Below are 19,892 nucleotides of genomic sequence, written 5' to 3' on the forward strand. Positions count from 1 at the left end.
GGCTGTTTTTTTCTAAAAACAGCCCGAAAACAGGAATTTTTTTTTGCCGTATCTCTGAAATTAGACCCTTCCTCCACAAATGGTGGAAACAACGTGGAAAACTGTGGACAAAAATCGGGATAAACTCGCAATAAACTTGATAATTGAGAGTAGCCCACCGTGAAACATAGCACGCAAAGAGCAAAATGTGGGAGACGGTGAATAAAATCTACAGAAACAAAAAGTTATTCACCTGCGAATAACTTTAACCCTCTTTCCACGGCCATGAATGTGAAAAAGTGGAAAGACCATTTAAGTACTTGAAGAAGAACCCAAAAGAATCCACAGCAGAAAGTAAAAATGTGAACAGAAGACTCCTTTCTTAACACTGATCAGGATAACTCCGGGCTTTCCACAGTTGTCCACTTCTGCACATCCCTAATGATGAAGAAAATTCTTATTTAAAAATTCATTTTATAATAGATATCAGGTGGAACCCGTGGAAAAGTGGGAAACTCGCGCAGACCGGAAAGGAGAAAGGGGAGCTGGGGCGCGGCCCGGTTCAGAAATAAGGGCCTCTGCCGCCTGAACATGTGGATACCCGGTATTTTTTGAGTAGTTTTATAAAAAGTAAGCCAGAAACGGCACCATACAACCGTAAGAAAACTATGGAACAGGACAAAGAGCAATTCGATCATGAGATAAAGCTGGGCTACGGCATTGGCGACTTAAGATTTGGTTTGACCATGGACGACGTGGAAGAGATCATGGGCGAGCCCGAAGAAATAGAAGAGTCAGATGAGGAAGACGAGTTTGAGCACAAGGCCTGGAACTACTGGGACACCGGCTTCTCCTTCTACTTTGACCAGGAAGACGACTACCGTTTGAGCTGCATTGAGACGGCCAACCCCAACGTGACCCTCTGGGGTAAGAAGATATTTGAACTAAGCCAGCAAGAGGTAGAAGACCTCTTCAAGCAACACGGAATACAGAGCGTTGAGAAAGAGAAAATAGAAGACAACGTGACCTGCCTCTCTTATGACAAGGAGATGATTGACCTGTACTTTGAGCAAGGCAAACTATTGGCCGTAAACTTCGGGGTGCACATGGATGACAACCTGGAGGTACTATGGCCAGCTGAAAACAACGAAGGCTAAAAGCCGTTTTTGGGCTGTTTTTAGAAAAACAGCCAAAAACGTGAAACATCTACCTAACAAAAAAGGGCGGTCCAAATCTGGATCGCCTTTTTTGTTGGGTGAGAGTGGAGGTTTATCGTGTGAAAAAAGCTTTGATTTCATCCTGGATGGCAGGATTGATGGCAATGGCCAGAAGCACAGAGATCACCAGGCCAATGGCTACAGAGAAAACGTCCTTCCCAATGAGTTTAAAGGTTTTAGAGAACTTGCTGCCAGAATCTTTGGCCCTGATGCGCATGCCCAGCTCACGGCCCGCCAGCAGCCCCACAAACACCCAGGTGGTACTCATAGGAATATTGTTCACCTCTTTGAAGAAGTACAAGATAATAGAGTAGATCAGGTCAATAATGGTGGCGCTGCGCACATCCCGTACTTCAGACTTCTCATTGATAATATGCTGGATCTTCTCACCGCGCCTGTAAAAAAGGTACGCCAACCCAAAGAAGATGAAACCTGCAAACACCGAGAACTCCACCCAACTGAGCTGGCGGGGCAGGTAAACCGCCACATTGGCCAGATCCTGCGCCAGCCAGGTATGCCATAAAAACCCACTAATGATCCATTGGGCCCAAATCCAGGCGCCATGAGCTTCGCCTTTGATGAAACGCTTGATGATAGGGGACAGCCCCAGGTAAAGCAGCAGCGCCGCCAGAAAGGCCGCCACATACCCTAGCAGGCTTTTGTTCACCATGCTGAAAATAGCGGAGGAGTCAATGGTGAACACGCTCAGCAGCATGAACGTGGTAGACACCGGAATTCTAAAGCGCGTCAGGAGCAGGAGAATCACCGGGGAGGCCAGCTGCAGGAACACAAAATTCTCTGGCGTGTCTTTAAAGCCTTTAGAAGCCAACCGCTGGTACGTCACGTCACCGTTAAACATGTACCAGCTGTAGAAGACAGTAGCCAGAAAGATGCCGCCCATGAAAAGCCACTGCCAGTACCATTTCTTGTCTTCATTAGAAACAATGAACGTGCCTATGGTCTGGATGCTGTCATTGGCAATGGCAGAATACCCGGCAAAGGCAAAACCCACCCACATGGCCACCGGCGTGTAGGGATAAACTGCCCCGCACAGAATAAGGGAGAAGGCAATGAAGTAAAGAAAGTTCTTTTCCTTCCGGATTAGCAGGTCCAGCACACCGGTTCTCTTTCTGAACTTGTAAGGTTGGGCAGGAACCAGCGAACCTTTACTCTTTCTTGATTTAGCCATGAAAATTAGGGAGGGTTAGTTGAGGCATATTGAAAGTAGGAGAAGCTGAAATTATCAAAATACATACGAGATAAAAACTACCAGGTACATATTCAATCCCAGCAAAGCCAGTTCCTGAATGCAGGAGAAACCTCTGTCACCTAGTGCGTTTTTGAGCTGTTTTTCTGAAAACAGCTCAAAAACAGAAAAAGTAGAAGTAAGGTTATCCACCAGAGACCTTTATACAAAATACCGGCTCCGCGTCAACAGAGGGCATAATTTGAGAAAGAAGAGGTCAAAGAGTGAGCCCCCTTCTCTAACTTGTCAACAGACACCGTAGGTGGAAAAACGGCAGGTGCGGGGCACAAAAAAGGGGGCGCTGAAATATCAGCACCCCCTTTTAATTTATGGGAAATTACAGGTTAACTGAACATCCACCGGAAGAGCAGAAACAGCGTGCCTGATAAAAACATAGAAACCGGGAGGGTTAACACCCAGGCCATGGCAATGTTCCTGATGGTGCTGGGGTTCAGGTTTTTGATACCGCGGTTAGCCACCATACTACCGGCAATACCAGAAGACAGAATGTGGGTAGTACTAACGGGCAGTTTGAAGACAAACGTGGAGAAGCCAATCACACTGGCCGCCATAAACTCAGCAGAGGCACCCTGGGCGTAGGTGAGATGCTCTTTCCCAATCTTCTCGCCAATGGTTTTTACAATGCGTTTCCAGCCAATCATGGTCCCTATGCCCAGTGACAGGGCAATCATCATGATCACCCAGTTAGGCGCGTAGTCTGTGAAAGCCCGCATACCCGTTACGCCTTCTTTCAAGGTACCACGGTCACGGGGGCTCAGGCTCACGTCTTTGCTCTCCATCAATTTATCAGTGCCTTTGGTGATGAGCAGAATGTCTCTTCTGAGCTTAAAGCGGTCATCTTTGGGTAATTCTTTTAAACCGGCGCTGGCGGCAAAAATCCCTTTCATCTCCAGCACTTCGGCGTTTAACTTACGCAGTTCCTCTGCATCTGAGGCAGAAAGAACCGTGCTGTCTACTTTGCCCAACACCTGCTCTACTTTTACCAGCGAGGTCTGCAGCTCAAACGGGTTCTTGGTATGGTCCAGGGCGAAATAGGTAGGGACAATGGCAATCAGAATCAGCATGACCAGACCCACACCTTTCTGTCCGTCATTAGAACCATGGAAGAAAGAAACCAGCGTACACGTGATGATCAGGATAATTCTGATCCACAACGGCGGGGCTTTGCGTTTATGCGGCTCCTTGAAAATGGTCTTGTTCTTCACAAAGCGCTTCAGGATGAACATCAGGAATACCGTGAGGGTGAAGCCCAGGAACGGAGACACAATCAAAGACATGCCGGTTTTGGTAGCCTCGCTCCAGGCAAAAGTGGCGCCGTTGGTAGACGGAAGCAGGGAGTACGCAATCCCCAGACCCAGAATGGAGCCAATCAACGTGTGGGAGCTGGAGGAAGGTAAGCCGTAGTACCACGTGCCCAGGTTCCAGAGAATGGCGCTGATCAACAGGGCCCCAATCATGGCAATGCCGTGCCAGACGTCCTGGTCAATGAGCGTCTCAATGGGCAGGAGGTACACAATCCCCATGGCTACCCCAATACCGCCGGCAAACACGCCAATGAAATTCCAGAAGCCAGACCAGATCACGGCCGCCCAGGGGCGCAGTGTGTTGGTGTAGATAACAGTGGCCACTGCGTTTGCCGTATCATGGAAACCATTCACAAACTCAAAGGCGCAGGCTGCCAGTAAACAGATTACCAGCAGGATCAACAAGTCAGTTTCTAAGCCGAACATAGATTTAAAGAGTAAAAAAAAGACGCCAAAAGTACCTGTTTAATTTCCTTTGAATGTTACCGAATTGTTAAATCAGATAACATTGCGGTAACATACGCCCAACCGCTACTAAAAAGCGGTAAAATGTCTCAGAAAGATGCGGTTCTATTTCGCCTTTACCCTAGTTCTCTCAAATTGAAAAACGTATGTGCCACCAAAACCCCTATATTTGCGCGTATGAGCACTACTGAGAAAACCACAGAAAACGCACAGTTAAAAGATATCATTTCGCACGCCAAGGAATACGGCTTCGTGTTCCCGTCCAGCGAGATTTATGACGGCCTGCAGGCCGTGTATGATTATGGCCAAAACGGGGTGGAGTTGAAAAACAACCTCAAAACACTTTGGTGGAAGTGCATGACCCAGCTGCACCAGAACGTGGTGGGCATTGACGCCGCCATCTTCATGCACCCGCTCACCTGGAAAGCCTCGGGCCACGTTGACTCGTTCAACGACCCCATGATTGACAACAAAGACTCCAAGAAGCGCTACCGCGCCGATGTCCTGATAGAGGAGAAAGCCGCCGAGTATGAGAAAGCCGGTGATGTGGAAAGAAAGCAGAACCTGCTCAACCAAATGGCGCGTCTGCTGGAGGCCGAAGACCTGAAAGGTGTACAGGAACTCATTATCGCAGAAGGCATAAAGTGCCCCTTGTCAGGCACTTCCAACTGGACCGAGGTGCGCCAGTTCAACCTCATGTTCTCCACACAAGTAGGTTCGGTGGCCGAGGAGTCCAGCACCATTTACCTACGCCCCGAGACTGCCCAGGGAATTTTTGTGAACTTCCTGAACGTGCAGAAATCGGGCCGTATGAAAGTACCCTTCGGGATTGCCCAAATTGGAAAAGCCTTCCGGAACGAAATTGTGGCCCGTCAGTTCATCTTCAGAATGCGCGAGTTTGAGCAGATGGAGATGCAGTTCTTCGTGCGGCCTGGCACTGAGATGGAATGGTACCAGCACTGGAAAACCATGCGCCGTAACTGGCACGAGGCCCTCGGCGTGCCCGCCGAAAAACTACGCTACCATGACCACGAGAAACTGGCCCACTACGCCAACGCCGCCGTTGACATTGAGTTTGAATTCCCGTTCGGTTTCAAAGAAGTGGAGGGAATCCACTCCCGCACTGACTTTGACTTGACCCAGCACCAGGAACTAAGCCGCAAAAAACAGCAGTACTTTGACAACGACCTCAATGAAGACGGCAAACCCTATGGAAACTACGTGCCATACGTAGTGGAAACCTCCGTAGGCGCCGACCGTCTGTTCCTGATGACGCTCTGCAACGCCTATCAGGAAGAGGAGATCACCGAAGGCGAGAACACCAAGACCCGTACTTTCCTGAAGTTCCACCCTGCCATTGCCCCGGTGAAAGCCGCCGTGTTCCCGCTGGTGAAAAAAGACGGACTACCAGAAAAAGCCATGGAAATCTTCAACGACCTGCGCTTTGACTTCAACATGATTTACGAAGAGCGCGACGCCATTGGCAAGCGCTACACCCGCCAAGACCTGATTGGAACCCCATTCTGTATTGCGGTTGATTATGAGACCCTGGAGAACAACACCGTCACCGTACGTGAAAGAGATACCCGTGAGCAGAAGCGCATGCACATCTCTGAGCTGCGCCAATACATTGGCGATGCCGTGAGCTTCAAGCGTATTTTCGAGAAATTGTAATTGTGCGTTTCTGGCCTGTTTTCACCAAAACAGGCCAGAAACAGATAAGACAAAAAAGGCGCTCCCACCGCAGGAGCGCCTTTTTTGTTGTGGAAAGATGCAGACAGTGGTGAAATAGAGAAATAAAGTTTCCCACATGATAATCCTTCCACTCTAGGAGATATTCCCTAACTCCAGTAGATATTCCCCCTTTGAAGGGGGTAGGGGATGTTGACACCAGCCGGTCATGGCGTTCCCAATAATTGCTATCGCGTATGTCACCGCTGTTCGGGATTTCAAATCCCGAACTTGAATATCCTACGGATTTCCAATCCGCGGCTTTTGCCGTTCAAAGGTGCAGATACGGGGATTACAAATCTCCTCAGTACTTGCTTCCGGATTGCAAATCCGGAAGAGCAACCTTAGCATCTTGTAGTTAGAATATAATCTGTTCTGTTTTCAAAGGGGGAGTATCTACATAAGAGGCTAAAAAAAAAAGCGTTTTCGGCCTGTTTTCCAGAAAACAGCGAAAAACGCTTTCACAAGCTTTATCAGGAATTTTACCCAACCATCGGCGCAGCCATCTTCACCCCATGCCCCGCCACGTCTGCCTGCAATCTTAAAGAAGGACCGGTTTGGTCAAAGCCGCCGGTGAACGGGTGCTCGGCAATGAACAGGGGCGTATCTAAATCTACAAAGTCAAACCCGCCAATGCCCGCTGCAAAGTGCGCGGAGAAAGTCATAGCCAGCAGGCTTTCTACCATGCCGCCAATCATGAGGCCCAAGCCATGCACTTGCGCCAGCGCCGCCATCTGCAGCGCTTCCAGCACGCCGCACTTCATCAATTTAATGTTGACAACCGCCCCGCTTCGGTCTTGGGCCAGACGGGCCACATCTTCGGCGCTGCGCGCCGATTCATCAGCGGCAATGGGGAAAGGGCAGGAGGTTGCCAACACATTCAGGTCTTCCCAGTTTTCCCGAGGAAGCGGCTGTTCCAGCAGAATAATAGGGAGTTGCGCCGCTTCGGCCTTGTGGACAAACGTTTGGGCGCGGGCCAAATCATAGCCGCAGTTTCCGTCAACAATCAACGTGGCTTGGGGGGCGGCGGTGTGAATAGCTTGCAGGCGGCGCACATCATAGTCCACATCTACGCCTTCGGTTTTGACTTTAATCACAGAGAAGCCGCGGTCTACAATAGATTTGGCCGAGGCGGCGGCATGGGCTTCATCTCCGGCGGTAATGGTCAAGTCAGTGTTCAGCTCGGTGCCCACTCCTCCGAAGAACACATAGAGCGGCATGTTGTACTGTTGACAAAGGGCATCCAACAAGGCCATTTCCACCCCGCAACGAGCTGCGGGTGCGTCATAGGCGAGGGTGGATAATTCTTTTGCCAGCGTACGCCATTCCCGCACGTCTTTCCCTAGCAGCATCGGCTCCAAGCCTTTCAACGTGGAAAGTGTGCTTTCCTGCGTCTCGCCGCTCACCGCCGGAAACGGCGCAGCTTCTCCCAAACCCACTATTCCGCTGGATAACTCCACCTGCACCAGCACGTTTTCCACGTTGTATTGTGTGCCCGTGGCAATGGCAAAAGGTTCTTTCAAAGGGAGGTTCAGCGGTTGAAAACGTACCGAGACAATTTGGGTGGGAGCCATAGAATAGGTGAATAAGTAGAGGAGCAAAGAAAAGCAGGATTTTCAGGATTCTTTAAAATTTTCAGGATTTAGTTACCGCGGCTTTTCTCGCGGGAATCAACAGTCAGGCCTACATGAAACGGCTTTGCGTTTCTGGCCTATTTTTCAGAAAACAGGCCAGAAACGGAAAAGAAGTTTACTGGTTCTACCAATTTCTGGCGCGAGTCTCTGACTCGTGACAAAGGTGATGCGAGTCTCCAGACTCGCCGGAAACCATAAGCCGGAACCGGGAGTCTGGAGACTCTACCCACTAAAAGGCACGAGTCAGAGACTCGCGCCAGCATTAATTAGCCAGCATCAGTGAAAGAATGTTCTCTTAGAAACCTAAGAACTTTGAGCTGACTTTTCCGTTTCCGGGCTATTTTCTGGAAAACAGCCCGGAAACGGAAAAAACGGGCAGAACCCGTGCACAAGTTAATTATTGCTTAACTTTGCTAAGTTGAGCCAAAGAAGCTGTGCGCCAATATGTCGGCGGCAGCCGGTTTCAGCAAGCGTTGCTTCAGGACAAGAGACGTTCTGAAGCGCCAGCCACGTAAATTTCAGCGAACCCACCATACATTCAAAAAGGTGAAGTACAACGAGTATAAACAATTAGACTATGCCGGTCTGGCCGAAGAGGTGAGAGCCTACTGGAAGCAGAACCGCGTTTTCGAGAAGTCGGTAGAGACCCGCGAGGGCAACCCCACGTTCGTATTCTATGAAGGGCCACCCTCGGCCAACGGTGCCCCGGGCATTCACCACGTAATGGCCCGCGCCGTGAAAGATATTTTCTGCCGCTACAAAACTTTGCAGGGATTTCAGGTGGTGCGTAAAGGCGGCTGGGACACCCACGGTCTGCCCATTGAGCTGCAGGTAGAGAAAGAGTTGGGCATCATCAAAGACGACATCGGGAAGACCATCTCGGTAGAAGAATACAATGCCCGCTGCCGCGAAACCGTGATGCGCTTCAAGCACCAGTGGGACGACCTTACCGAGCGCATGGGCTATTGGGTGGACCTGAACAACCCGTACATCACCTTTGACAACCAATACATAGAGTCAAACTGGGCGCTGCTCAAGAAACTCTATGATAAAGGTTACCTGTATAAAGGCTATACCATTCAGCCGTACTCGCCTTCAGACGGAACGGGGCTTAGCTCGCATGAGTTGAACCAGCCGGGCTGCTACAAAGAAGTAAAAGACACCTCTATTGTGGCGCAGTTCAAAGTCACTAGAGACGCGCAATCAGATTTTCTGTTCACGCGCCCTACGGGCGATGTCTTTATCCTGGCCTGGACCACCACGCCCTGGACCTTGCCGTCTAACACCGCACTGGCCGTGGGTGAGAAAATTAGCTACGTACAAATCAACACCTTCAACCCGTACACGCACCAACCCGTGAGCGTAGTTCTGGCGAAGGCGCTGGTAGGAAAATATTTCTCAGAGAAGAACAAAGACTTAGCTCTCACAGATTACAAACCCGGAGACAAAGCTATTCCGTACGAGATGGTGCAGGAGTTCACTGGCCGGGAATTAGTAGGTCTAAGGTATGAGCAACTGATGCCGTATCTGCAGCCGTTCTATGACGCCGACAAAGCCTTCCAGGTAATTGCCGGTGACTTTGTGACCACCGAAGACGGAACCGGCGTAGTGCATACGTCGCCCACCTTCGGGGCCGATGACTTTAGGGTAGCCAAGCAACACGGCATTCCGGCGCTTACCGTTAAAGATGAGCTGGGCAATGAGTTACCCACTGTTGATAAACGGGGAAAATTCATCAACGAGATTGGGCTGAGGCTGCAGGAAGGCGTACAGAAGTACAACATCAAAACCCACAAACCGCTGGGGCCTGATGACTTCTACGTGAAGAACTACACCAATGAAGATGAAAGCCATCCGGATTACAAAAACACCGATGTCATCATCTCCATCATCCTGAAAGAAGAGAACAAGGCCTTCAAGGTTGAGAAATACGAGCACACGTATCCACACTCGTGGCGGACGGATAAACCGATTCTCTATTACCCGCTGGATGCCTGGTTCATCAAGACCACCGCGGTTAAATCACGGTTAATTGAGCTGAACAAAACCATCAACTGGAAACCAGAATCAACCGGAAGTGGCCGCTTTGGTAACTGGCTGGAGAACCTGGTAGACTGGAACCTGTCGCGGTCCCGCTATTGGGGAACGCCGCTGCCTATCTGGCGCACCGAAGACGGCGACGAGGAAATCTGTATTGGCTCAGTAGTAGAACTGGACCGCGAGATTGAACGCAGTGTTGCCGCCGGCGTGATGACCGAAAACCCGCTACGCAAAGCAGGAGGGACGGGCGCAACCGCAGAGGCTAGTGAGAAAGAATCTCTGCTGGACAAGGCCGAGGAACTGTTGAAAAAGGCCATTGGCGCTGAGGACGAAAATGCCCAGTTCCAGATGGGAGACTTTGACTACTACAGCTTTGACCTGCACCGCCCGTATGTGGATAACATTGTGTTGGTAAGCCCAAGCGGCAAACCCATGAAACGGGAAACCGACCTCATTGACGTGTGGTTTGACTCGGGCGCCATGCCGTACGCGCAGTGGCATTATCCGTTTGAAAACAAAGAGATTTTTGAGCAAAACTTCCCGGCAGACTTCATCGCTGAAGGCGTAGACCAAACCCGCGGCTGGTTCTTCACGCTGCACGCGCTGGCCGTAATGCTGGAAGACAGCGTGGCGTTCAAAAACGTGATTGCCAACGGTCTGGTGCTGGACAAGAACGGCAACAAAATGAGCAAGCGCCTCGGCAATGCCATTGACCCGTTTGAGACCATCGGTCGGTTTGGTCCGGATGCCACCCGCTGGTACATGATTGTGAACGCTCCGCCTTGGGATAACCTCAAGTTTAATATTGACGGCATCACTGAGATTCAGCGCCGTTTCTTCGGCACGTTGCAGAACACGTACTCGTTCTTCGCGCTGTACGCCAATCTTGACGGGTTCACGTTCCAGGAGGCCGAAGTGCCGGTGGCGCAGCGTACCGAAAGTGACCGCTGGATTATCTCCCGCCTGAACACGCTGGTGCAGGAAGTAGCCGCTTTCTTTGACGACTATGACCCTACCAAAGCCGCCCGCGCCATTCAGGATTTCGTGACCGATGACCTAAGTAACTGGTACGTGCGCCTGAACCGCAAACGCTTCTGGAAAGGCGAACTGAACCAGGACAAGCGCGCCGCTTACCAAACACTCTACACGTGTCTGGAGACCGTGGCTAAACTGGCGTCACCCATTGCGCCATTCTACATGGACCGTCTGTTCCTGGATTTGAACCGCGTGAGTGGCCGCAGCCAAGCCGAATCTATTCACCTGGAGTTCTTCCCAGACGTGCAGCAAGACCTGATTGACGTAGATTTGGAGCAGCGTATGCACTTGGCGCAAACGGTTTCTTCGCTGGTGCACTCGCTGCGCAAGAAGCAGATGATTAAAGTGCGTCAGCCGTTGAGCCGTATTTTGGTGCCAATCTTAGACGAGAAAACGAAGAACCAGCTGCAAGCGGTTGAGGATTTGATTCTCTCTGAGGTGAACGTGAAAACGCTGGAGTACCTGGAAGACACTACCGGCATTCTGGTGAAGAAAATCAAACCAAATTTCAAGCGTCTGGGGCAGGTATTCGGGCCGAAGTTGAAGCTGGTGACCGCGCAAATCCAGCAGATGGGGCAGGAAGACATCGCCAAGATGGAGCGCGAAGGCTTCTTTGAGATTCCGCTGGGCGAAGATGACACCACCGTGCTGAGCCGCGAAGACGTGGAAATTTTGAGTGAGGATATCCCGGGTTGGCTCGTGGCTTCTGAAGGTTCGTTGACGGTAGCGCTGGACATCACCATCACCGAGGACCTGAAGTTGGAAGGCATGGCCCGCGAACTGGTGAACCGTCTGCAGAACCTGCGCAAAGACAGCGGCCTGGACGTGCAGGACAAAATCAGGGTGTTCCTGCAGGAAGGTCAGGAAGAAGTAGCCGCAGCTTTAAGAGCCTACGGAGCCTATATTTCTGAGGAAGTGCAGGCCGTAGAACTGAAGCTGGTGCCGGAAATTTCTGACGCCACCGTGCTGGAATTAGACGAATTCAACCTGCCAGTACATTTGGAAGTAGCCCACTAACCACATCTGAGAAAGAGCATGAACCGCTTTCTGTTTTCGGCCTGTTTTCAGAAAAACAGGCCAAAAACAGAAAGCTAAATACAACACATGAAGTACGCAAAATATTACCTGGTCACCTTGCTGGTGATTTTGATTGACCACGCCGTGAAGCTGTTGGTGCATTTCAACATGGAAATGGGCTTGCCCGGCCAGATTCCGGTGTTTGGTGACTGGTTTAAACTGCACTACACGCTGAACCCCGGTATGGCCTTTGGTGTGGAGTTGGGGTCTGAGTACGGGAAAATTATATTGACCGTGTTCAGAATGGGGGCGGCCGTGGCCATTGGCTACCTTATTTACTACCTGGTGCAGCACCGTTACCCCAAAGGGTTGATTTGGTGTGTGGGCCTCATTTTAGGCGGTGCCATTGGTAATTTGATTGACAGTATTTTCTATGGTGTGTTTTTAGACAATGCTCCTTATGATGCGCCTACGCCTTGGCTGCACGGACAGGTAATAGATATGTTCTACATTGATATCTGGGAAGGCATTCTGCCGCACTGGATTCCCATCATCGGCGGTACGCCTATGTCGCTTTGGCCTATTTTCAACATTGCAGATGCCGCTATCTTTGTGGGAGTAGCCATTATCATTCTCAACCAGAACAAGTTTCTGAACCACCAGCCGCAAAAGCAGAACCTGGAGAACAGCAATCCGCAGGAGATAAACATAGTAGAAGCATAAAAAGAAAGGCCGCTCCCAGAAGCGGCCTTTCTTTTTATGGTACATCTGTTTTCGCCTATTTTCAGAAAAACAGCCCGAAAACGCAAAATCTTAAGGTTACGAATAACAAATAACCAAGAACTAACAACTAAAACGAGTAGCCCATGGTCAGGCCGGCAGAGAAGATAGACGTACCGGCATTGTAGAAGTAGCCAGAGGCCCTCCAGCCAAAGAATAGGCGGTTGTCACTGAAGAAGTCGTTTTCCAGCACTACCTTTCCGCCAAAGTCCTTCTCCCGGCTATGAATAAAGTTTTCACCGGCGGTAGTTCCCGGCGTGGTATTATTTCCCAGGGCGCCCTGTACCAGGTCTACCTCAGAACGTCTCCGCACCGCCGGACCCGCGCCAATTCTAATGGAATATTTCTCACTTTCAATTAAATCAAAGAAAAGCGAGGCATCAAACATCACAAAGGCCTTGCGGGAGGTAAAAATCTCCTTGCTCTGGTCATAGCGGGACGAGCTCAGGTACTCCCCAGAGATAGAAAAGTTCAACCGGTCACTCAACTCGCGGGTATACTGTTGGGTAAAGATGGCGCCGCTGTTGTCGCCTTCCACAATATAGGCGAAGCCCACACCCGTTCTAAAGTTGTTTTTATAGATATGCTGGGCAGAAGCACTTTGAGCCACTAAAAGGCAGAAGATACCGGCTAAGAATGACTTGAATAAAAAGGATGCGTAGTAGTGAATGTGTTTCATAAAAAGGTGTGGTATTGAAGATCTGAAAGCAGAAGCCTATCATGCGGTAAAGACCATTACTTAAGAATCTCTATTTTAGTTGTGCCCAATGCCAAATTTGCTTCGCTTTTGCCTCTATACGAGATTCTGGTTGTAAGGGTATTTGGCTATCTTTGGTGTACACCGCCTGGCTTATTAGTGGGTATTTAAAAAGGTGTTTTGGAGCTGTTTTCATAAAAACAGCCCCAAAACAGGAATCATAAAACTTTTGACGAAGCATAGTGTGAAAAATCTGTTCCTCATCTTCTTCTTGTTTCTTACAGGTTACTGCTTTGGGCAGACGCAGGCCGAAATGAACCGCCAGGCGTACGCTGACTACCAGAAAGCTGATAAAGAATTGAATGAGGTGTACCAGAAGATTCTCACTTACTACAAATCAGATACCGCCTTTATTTCTAATCTCAAAGCCTCACAGAGAATCTGGGTTTCCTTTAGAGATGCTGAACTCAAAATGAAGTACCCAGAGCGGGAGCCAGGGCACTATGGCTCCATTCATGCCATCTGCAGGGCAGCCTTTCTGGAAGAACTCACCAGTGAAAGAATTAAAAAGTTGCGGGTATGGCTCACAGGTGTCAAAGAAACGGATGCCTGTACCGGCTCTGTGAAAGAGAAAGAATAAGCCCCAATTCCTTATTTTAGAATAGCTCCTAAAGAAAAGTGCCCTCAACATCTCCTCCTTGAAAAAACCGTTTCTACAAGTTGACCAGTTAAGCATACAGTTCCAAACGCGGCAGGGGCTGGTGCAGGCGGTGCAGAATGTGTCTTTTCAACTGCAGAAAGGGGAGACGTTGGCCATAGTGGGGGAATCCGGCTCCGGCAAAACGGTTACGGCGTTGTCATTGATGCAGCTGCTGGAGACGCAGTCAGCCACAGTAGCAGGAAATGCGCTTTTCAATTCTCCCAAGTTAGGGGAGATAGACTTATTTTCTCTGCCCGAGAAGCAGATGCAGAAAATAAGGGGCAATGATATCTCCATTGTTTTCCAGGACCCCATGTCTTCTCTGAACCCCGTTATCTCCTGTGGAAAACAGGTGATGGAGGTCTTGCAAATCCACTTGCCTATTTCCAAAGAAGAGGCGTACCAGCGTACCCTGCGGCTTCTGGAGATGGTACAGCTGCCGCAGCCGGAGAAGATTTACAGGAGTTTTCCACACCAGTTGTCAGGGGGGCAGAAGCAGCGGGTGATGATTGCCATGGCCATGGCCTGTGAACCGTCTATCTTGATTGCCGATGAGCCTACCACCGCCCTTGATGTCACCGTACAGGCCGCCATTCTGGACTTGCTGAACGAGCTGCGCTTGAAAAACGGCACCTCGGTCCTCTTTATTTCCCATGACTTAGGCGTAGTGGCTCAAATGGCCGACAGGATTCTGGTCATGTTCCAAGGCCAAATAGTGGAACAAGGCACCACCCTTGACATTTTCACCCAACCGCAGCACCCGTACACCAAAGCCCTGCTGGCCTGCCGGCCTACGCTCAAGACGCAGGTAAGGGTGCTGCCCACCATTGCAGATTTCCTTTCGGCCAAGGCCGATAAACAAGTTGTAGCAAGGGAGGAAACCTTTTCTCAAGAACCATCTTTTGCTGTGGACAAAGCAGCACCTATCACGGCAGAATCACACAATCTACAGCCAGGAAAGGAGCCGGAGCAGCCGCTGTTGCAGGTAGAAGATGTACACGTAGGCTTCTCTGTGAGTAGCGGCTTTCTTTTGAAGCAGAAAGAGCGAATTTCAGCGGTAAATGGCGTTTCCTTTGAGGTTTTCCCCGGAGAAACCATGGCCATTGTAGGGGAGTCTGGCTGTGGAAAAACTACGTTGGGCCGCGCGTTAGTACGGTTGATAGAACCAAGTTCGGGCAAGATACTTTTCAACGGCAAAGACTGGGGCAATCTGCCCAAAGAAGAGCTGCGCCGCAGCCGGAAAGACTTCCAGATGATATTCCAGGACCCGTACGCATCGCTCAACCCGCACATGAAAATTGGGGAGGCTATCATGGAACCCATGCAGGTGCATCAGGTGTTAAAAAGTAGCAGAGAGAGAAAGCAACGCGCCCTGGAACTACTGGAAACCGTAGGGCTGCTCCCTGAACATTTTGAACGTTATCCCCATGAATTCTCCGGCGGACAGCAGCAGCGCATCTGTATTGCGCGCGCCCTGGCGCTGGAACCCACGTGTATCATCTGTGACGAAGTAGTTTCGTCGTTAGACGTATCTGTGCAAGCACAGGTACTTAACTTGCTCAACCGCCTCAAACGCGAGTTCCACCTTACCATCTTGTTCATCACGCATGATTTGGCAGTAGCCAAGTTTATGGCAGACCGCCTGTTGGTCATGGACAAAGGCCAGGTAGTGGAGCAGGGCCCCGCGCCGCAAATTTTCAGTAATCCGCAGCACGCGTACACCAAAACGTTGCTACAAGCTGTGCCCACCGGAGAATTAGCAGATATTTTAGCGGCGCAAGAGAAACGAAAAGCATATAAAGCAAGTATAGACGAATGAATATATTTGCGAAACGCTAAGGTAAGCCTACGTTTTCGGCTCATTTTCCTGAAGACAGGCCCAAAACAGCAGTTGCATTTACTTAGCCATGGCGCAAGCGTCCGCTTGTGCCGGCGTTTTTGATCTGTTTTCGCCAAAACAGGCTAAAAACGGAAAAGTAGCCTGCGCAGAAATTCAGGAACTTGATAAGATGGAATTCAAAAGCTTTCTCTCTTTTTGTCTTCCTGAAAGGAACAGGTGAAGAACGGTAATTACTGTTGAGTAAACGCTTTTCTAGCTTGCCCACAAGATTCTTCCAGAATGATAAAATGGGGAATATAGATGTATGTGGGTGGGATATAAAGTAGTGAAGGCGCAATAGGTTGCCTCTGAATCTAGGGACGTTTTTAACCTATTTTCCCAAAAACAGGCCAGAAACAGAAAAACGTTTTCCGCCGCGGCGGAAAGCAAAAAAGAAATAAATTGATAAGGCAGAAAAATGAACTGCCACCCTTGGCAAACCGAATAAGAATGCGCCAAGTACTTTTGAAAAGAATTAATGGAAAGAAAAAGAAGAGGCCCAGGCGCTGGCAAAGATGCCGCCCCACGGTCTGATAGTAGAAGAAAAGACAGCCGCGCCCCCAAAGGCGAGAGAGGCGGTTCGCGCGGCCGCGGTGGCCGTGGTCAAAACGCGGGCACCGTCTCCAGGGAAGTATTACTGAACATTTTCAGCCAGGAGCCTAAGAAAGTATTCACCTACCGCCAGCTGCACCGCCGCCTGGGCGTCAATGACAAAGAAGGACGCGAAGAAGTGTTTGGGCTCTTGAAGAAGATGCGCAAAAACGGCGAGCTCATTCATCTGCAGGAAGACGCGTATATCTTTAACCCAGAGTTTAAAGGCAGCAGTTCTTCTGAACGTGGTTTTGATAGAGATGGGCGCGGAGAGCGCGGCAGCAGCCGTAGAGATAGTGACCGTTTTGGTGGCGCTTCGCGCCGGGGCGGGCCTACCATGGTGGGTAAAGTAGATTTGGCCAACGGCCGCCATGCCTATGTGATTAGCGAAGACTCAGAGCAAGATATACGCGTGCCCGTGGAGCGGCTCATGTTCGCCATGGCCGGTGACACCGTGCGCGTGCAGCTGCGCAAGAGCAGAAGACCCAATGAGCGCCCAGAAGGCGAAGTAGTAGAGGTACTGCACCGCGAGCGCGAAGAGATTGTAGGGCGGCTGGAGATGTCAAAAGGCTTCGGGTTTGTGGTGGCAGACATGAAGCGCATGTACTTTGACGTGTTCGTAGGCGAGCGCGGCCTCGCCGATGCCCAACACGGCGACAAGGTGCTGGTGAAGATTACCGAGTGGCCCGAAGACCCCAATAAAAGCCCCACGGGCGAAATCATCCGGACCTTCGGCCCTGCCGGGGAACACAACGCCGAGATTCACGCCATCATGGCCGAGTTCGGGTTGCCGTTTGAGTTCCCCGAGAAAGTAGAGCAGGAAGCCAACGCCATTCCAGACGTCATCACCAAAGAGGAAATTGCCAAGCGCCGCGACTTTAGGGACGTAACCACGTTCACCATTGACCCCGCCGATGCCAAAGACTTTGATGATGCCTTGAGTGTGCGTCAGCTAGAGAACGGCAACTGGGAGATTGGTGTGCACATAGCAGACGTAACGCATTATGTGCAGCCGGGCACCCGCTTGGAGAAGGAAGCCTACCGGCGCGCCACCTCGGTGTATCTGGTAGACCGTACCATTCCCATGCTGCCTGAGCGCCTGTCTAACGGCCTTTGTTCTTTAAGACCAAATGAAGATAAGCTGACCTTCTCTGTCGTCTTTGAAATTGATGAGAATGCCAAAGTACATGAGTACTGGATTGGCCGCACCATCATTCATTCAGACCGCCGCTTCGCCTATGAAGAGGCGCAGGAGGTGATTGAAACCGGTGAAGGCGATTACAAAGAGGAAATCCTGAAGCTGAACGAACTGGCCAAGAAATTCAAAGACAAGCGCTTCAAGAACGGCGCGGTGAACTTTGAAACCATTGAGGTGAAATTCAAGCTGGATGAGAACGGCAAACCGCTTTCTCTTTATGTGAAAGAGCGCAAAGACGCCCACAAACTCATTGAGGAATTCATGCTGTTGGCCAACAAATACGTGGCCGAACATGTGTACAAGATGCGCAAAGGCAAGAACAAGCTCACCATGGTGTACCGTACCCACGGCGCGCCAGACCCAGAGAAACTGATGAACTTCTCCTTGTTCGCGCGTAAGTTTGGCTATAAGGTAGACCTGGAGGAAGGCAAAGACATCTCTAAAGAGCTGAACAAGCTGGCCGATGCTACGGAGGGCAAACCGGAGCAGAGCGTGCTGCAGAACCTGGCCATCAGAACCATGGCCAAGGCCAAGTACAGCACCGAGGAGGAAGGTCACTTTGGGTTGGCATTTGCGCATTATTCGCACTTTACTTCGCCCATTAGGCGTTACCCAGACATGATGGCGCACCGCCTCATTGACCAGTACAACCACGCGCAGTACACCGCCGAGAAAGAGGAGTACGAAGAGCGCTGCCTGCATTCGTCAGACATGGAGAAACGCGCCGCAGACGCTGAACGGGCTTCCATTAAGTTCAAGCAGGTAGAATATATCTCCGGGTTTATTGGTCAGCAGTTCAAAGGCATTGTCTCTGGCTTGACGGATTGGGGCATGTACGTGGAGATTGAGGAGAACAAGTGCGAAGGCATGGTTCGGCTCGCCGATTTGCAGGATGATTTCTATGAACTGGACTCCGCCAACTACCGTATCATTGGCCAGAACAACAAGCGCATCATTTCTTTTGGAGATGAGGTGATTGTGGAGGTGAAAGCCGCCAATGTGCTGGAGCGCACCATTGACCTGGAACTCATTGATACCGTGGCCAAAAAGTAGTTGGCTAATAAGGTAAAGGCGTTTTTGGCCTGTTTTGAGACAAACAGGCTGAAAACGCTTTTTTCTTCTTTCCCAGAAAACAAAACCGCCTGTTTCCTGATTTTACAGTAGTTTTGGGTGTGTGTCACTCCCCCTTATGTCTTCTGAAAGGATCTTGTAGACGAACTGTAGTAGGAGTTGTCTTTCTAGCTTGCCACCAAGATCCTTTCAGGATGACAAGAGAGAAGGGGAAGAACTTAGGGAATGGCCACGTTATTACTAATTTGATTACCTCAGCCGCTAATCGGCTTGAACATTAAAGATTTCTTCTGTGGATATTTCACATTTCTCTGAACGAATAAACCAGACGCTGTCCACGCTCACGTACGGGCAGCAGCCAGATGAACTATATGCGCCCATCCGGTATATGATGGAACTGGGTGGGAAACGGGTGCGTCCGGTGCTGACGTTACTGGGGGCGTATCTTTTCCATGATGATGTGGATAAAGCTTTGATGCCCGCCATTGGGGTAGAGGTTTTCCACAACTTCACGCTCATGCATGATGACATCATGGACCAGGCCCCGCTGCGCCGCGGAAAAGAGACCGTGCACGAGAAATGGAACACCAACACCGCCATTTTGAGCGGAGACGTGATGCTGGTGCGCGCCTATGAGTTCTTCTTAGGCATTGAGCCGGAGAAACTGGCCACGGCGCTGCAACTTTTCTCTACCTGCGCCGCCCAGGTCTGTGAAGGCCAACAGCTGGACATGGAGTTTGAAGCCCGCCAAGATGTGCAGATTGACGAGTACCTGCACATGATCAAGCTGAAAACAGCCGTTCTGCTGGGTTTTGCCTTAGAAGTGGGCGCACTTATCAACAACGCCGCCCCAGAAGATGCCCGGCATCTGAAAGAGTTCGGGATTAACATGGGCCTGGCGTTCCAGCTACGCGATGACCTGCTGGACGTGTACGGTGACCAGGCCAAATTTGGCAAGCGCGTAGGCGGCGACATTGTCTCTGACAAGAAAACATATCTGTTGCTGACTGCCCTGGAGCGGGCATCTGCCACGCAAAAGCAGGAGCTGTTGCAATGGCAGGGGCAAACGGCCAATGAGCAGGAGAAGGTACAGGCGGTAAAGGAGATTTATGACGGGCTTGAAATCCAGAAAGTGACCCAGAACCAGATTAACCACTATTTCCAAAAGGGGTTGCATCATTTGAATGAGGTAAACGCCTTGAACAGTAAAAAGGAACTGCTGCGTCTTCTGGCTATTCAACTCATTGAGCGGGAGAGTTGACAAACGGAGTGGTGCCTCCTGTTTTT

General features: G+C 50.4%; 12 protein-coding genes. 8 read left to right on the forward strand and 4 right to left on the reverse strand.

The genetic code is table 11. From position 1 onward, the window contains the following. Positions 1-647 precede the first annotated feature (647 nt). Positions 648-1,136 (forward strand): hypothetical protein, encoded by a 489-nt coding sequence (locus A8O25_RS10365; protein ID WP_066834460.1) that lies wholly within the window; start codon positions 648-650, stop codon positions 1,134-1,136. Between the two features lie 112 nt (positions 1,137-1,248). On the opposite strand, the gene A8O25_RS10370 is transcribed toward A8O25_RS10365, so the two are convergent. Together A8O25_RS10370 and A8O25_RS10375 are read right to left on the reverse strand one after the other, a co-directional pair. Further along, positions 1,249-2,385: a hypothetical protein gene (locus tag A8O25_RS10370; RefSeq protein WP_066834465.1), complete on the reverse strand. Its 1,137-nt coding sequence runs from the start codon at positions 2,383-2,385 to the stop codon at positions 1,249-1,251. Between the two features lie 401 nt (positions 2,386-2,786). Beyond that, entirely contained in the window at positions 2,787-4,193 is a 1,407-nt protein-coding gene (locus A8O25_RS10375; protein WP_066834467.1) for an inorganic phosphate transporter, read from the reverse strand. A gap of 216 nt (positions 4,194-4,409) precedes the next feature. On the opposite strand from A8O25_RS10375, the gene A8O25_RS10380 reads away from it, so the two are divergent. Further along, complete coding sequence (locus A8O25_RS10380) at positions 4,410-5,906, forward strand: glycine--tRNA ligase (RefSeq protein ID WP_066834469.1); 1,497 nt, start codon at positions 4,410-4,412, stop codon at positions 5,904-5,906. A 539-nt stretch (positions 5,907-6,445) separates the two neighbouring features. On the opposite strand, the gene A8O25_RS10385 is transcribed toward A8O25_RS10380, so the two are convergent. Beyond that, complete coding sequence (locus A8O25_RS10385) at positions 6,446-7,537, reverse strand: dipeptide epimerase (RefSeq protein ID WP_066834573.1); 1,092 nt, start codon at positions 7,535-7,537, stop codon at positions 6,446-6,448. 606 nt (positions 7,538-8,143) lie between these two features. Between A8O25_RS10385 and ileS the strand changes: the two genes are divergently transcribed. Beyond that, complete coding sequence (gene ileS / locus A8O25_RS22485) at positions 8,144-11,689, forward strand: isoleucine--tRNA ligase (protein ID WP_074987969.1); 3,546 nt, start codon at positions 8,144-8,146, stop codon at positions 11,687-11,689. 87 nt (positions 11,690-11,776) lie between these two features. Then, positions 11,777-12,412 (forward strand): lipoprotein signal peptidase, encoded by a 636-nt coding sequence (locus A8O25_RS10400; RefSeq protein WP_066834472.1) that lies wholly within the window; start codon positions 11,777-11,779, stop codon positions 12,410-12,412. Positions 12,413-12,539: 127 nt separating this feature from the next. On the opposite strand, the gene A8O25_RS10405 is transcribed toward A8O25_RS10400, so the two are convergent. Beyond that, positions 12,540-13,148: a hypothetical protein gene (locus tag A8O25_RS10405; RefSeq protein WP_153042697.1), complete on the reverse strand. Its 609-nt coding sequence runs from the start codon at positions 13,146-13,148 to the stop codon at positions 12,540-12,542. 247 nt (positions 13,149-13,395) lie between these two features. Here A8O25_RS10405 and A8O25_RS10415 point away from each other — a divergent pair, with 247 nt between their 5' ends. The 4 genes from A8O25_RS10415 (at position 13,396) to A8O25_RS10430 (ending at position 19,866) form a co-directional block, all read left to right on the forward strand. Beyond that, positions 13,396-13,806, forward strand: a complete 411-nt coding sequence (locus A8O25_RS10415) for a lysozyme inhibitor LprI family protein (protein WP_241498991.1) — start codon at positions 13,396-13,398, stop codon at positions 13,804-13,806. Positions 13,807-13,864: 58 nt separating this feature from the next. Further along, positions 13,865-15,685: an ABC transporter ATP-binding protein gene (locus A8O25_RS10420; RefSeq protein WP_066834478.1), complete on the forward strand. Its 1,821-nt coding sequence runs from the start codon at positions 13,865-13,867 to the stop codon at positions 15,683-15,685. Positions 15,686-16,223: 538 nt separating this feature from the next. Beyond that, the gene (gene rnr / locus A8O25_RS10425) at positions 16,224-18,587 is read left to right on the forward strand and encodes a ribonuclease R (RefSeq protein ID WP_082893569.1); all 2,364 of its coding nucleotides are present in this window, start codon (positions 16,224-16,226) and stop codon (positions 18,585-18,587) included. Between the two features lie 310 nt (positions 18,588-18,897). Further along, a complete protein-coding gene (locus tag A8O25_RS10430) occupies positions 18,898-19,866 on the forward strand; it encodes a polyprenyl synthetase family protein (protein WP_066834480.1) in 969 nt (322 codons plus the stop codon). Positions 19,867-19,892: the final 26 nt, after the last annotated feature.

The sequence above is a fragment of the Rufibacter ruber genome, from assembly GCF_001647275.1.
In the GTDB taxonomy this organism is placed as follows: Bacteria; Bacteroidota; Bacteroidia; order Cytophagales; family Hymenobacteraceae; genus Nibribacter; species Nibribacter ruber_C.

Bases quoted from the DNA above. Each gene is read 5' to 3' on its own strand.
- A8O25_RS10365 (WP_066834460.1), top strand. From the start codon at position 648: ATGGAACAGGACAAAGAGCAATTCGATCATGAGATAAAGCTGGGCTAC.
- A8O25_RS10370 (WP_066834465.1), bottom strand. From the start codon at position 2,385: ATGGCTAAATCAAGAAAGAGTAAAGGTTCGCTGGTTCCTGCCCAACCT.
- A8O25_RS10375 (WP_066834467.1), bottom strand. From the start codon at position 4,193: ATGTTCGGCTTAGAAACTGACTTGTTGATCCTGCTGGTAATCTGTTTA.
- A8O25_RS10380 (WP_066834469.1), top strand. From the start codon at position 4,410: ATGAGCACTACTGAGAAAACCACAGAAAACGCACAGTTAAAAGATATC.
- A8O25_RS10385 (WP_066834573.1), bottom strand. From the start codon at position 7,537: ATGGCTCCCACCCAAATTGTCTCGGTACGTTTTCAACCGCTGAACCTC.
- A8O25_RS10400 (WP_066834472.1), top strand. From the start codon at position 11,777: ATGAAGTACGCAAAATATTACCTGGTCACCTTGCTGGTGATTTTGATT.
- A8O25_RS10405 (WP_153042697.1), bottom strand. From the start codon at position 13,148: ATGAAACACATTCACTACTACGCATCCTTTTTATTCAAGTCATTCTTA.
- rnr (WP_082893569.1), top strand. From the start codon at position 16,224: ATGGAAAGAAAAAGAAGAGGCCCAGGCGCTGGCAAAGATGCCGCCCCA.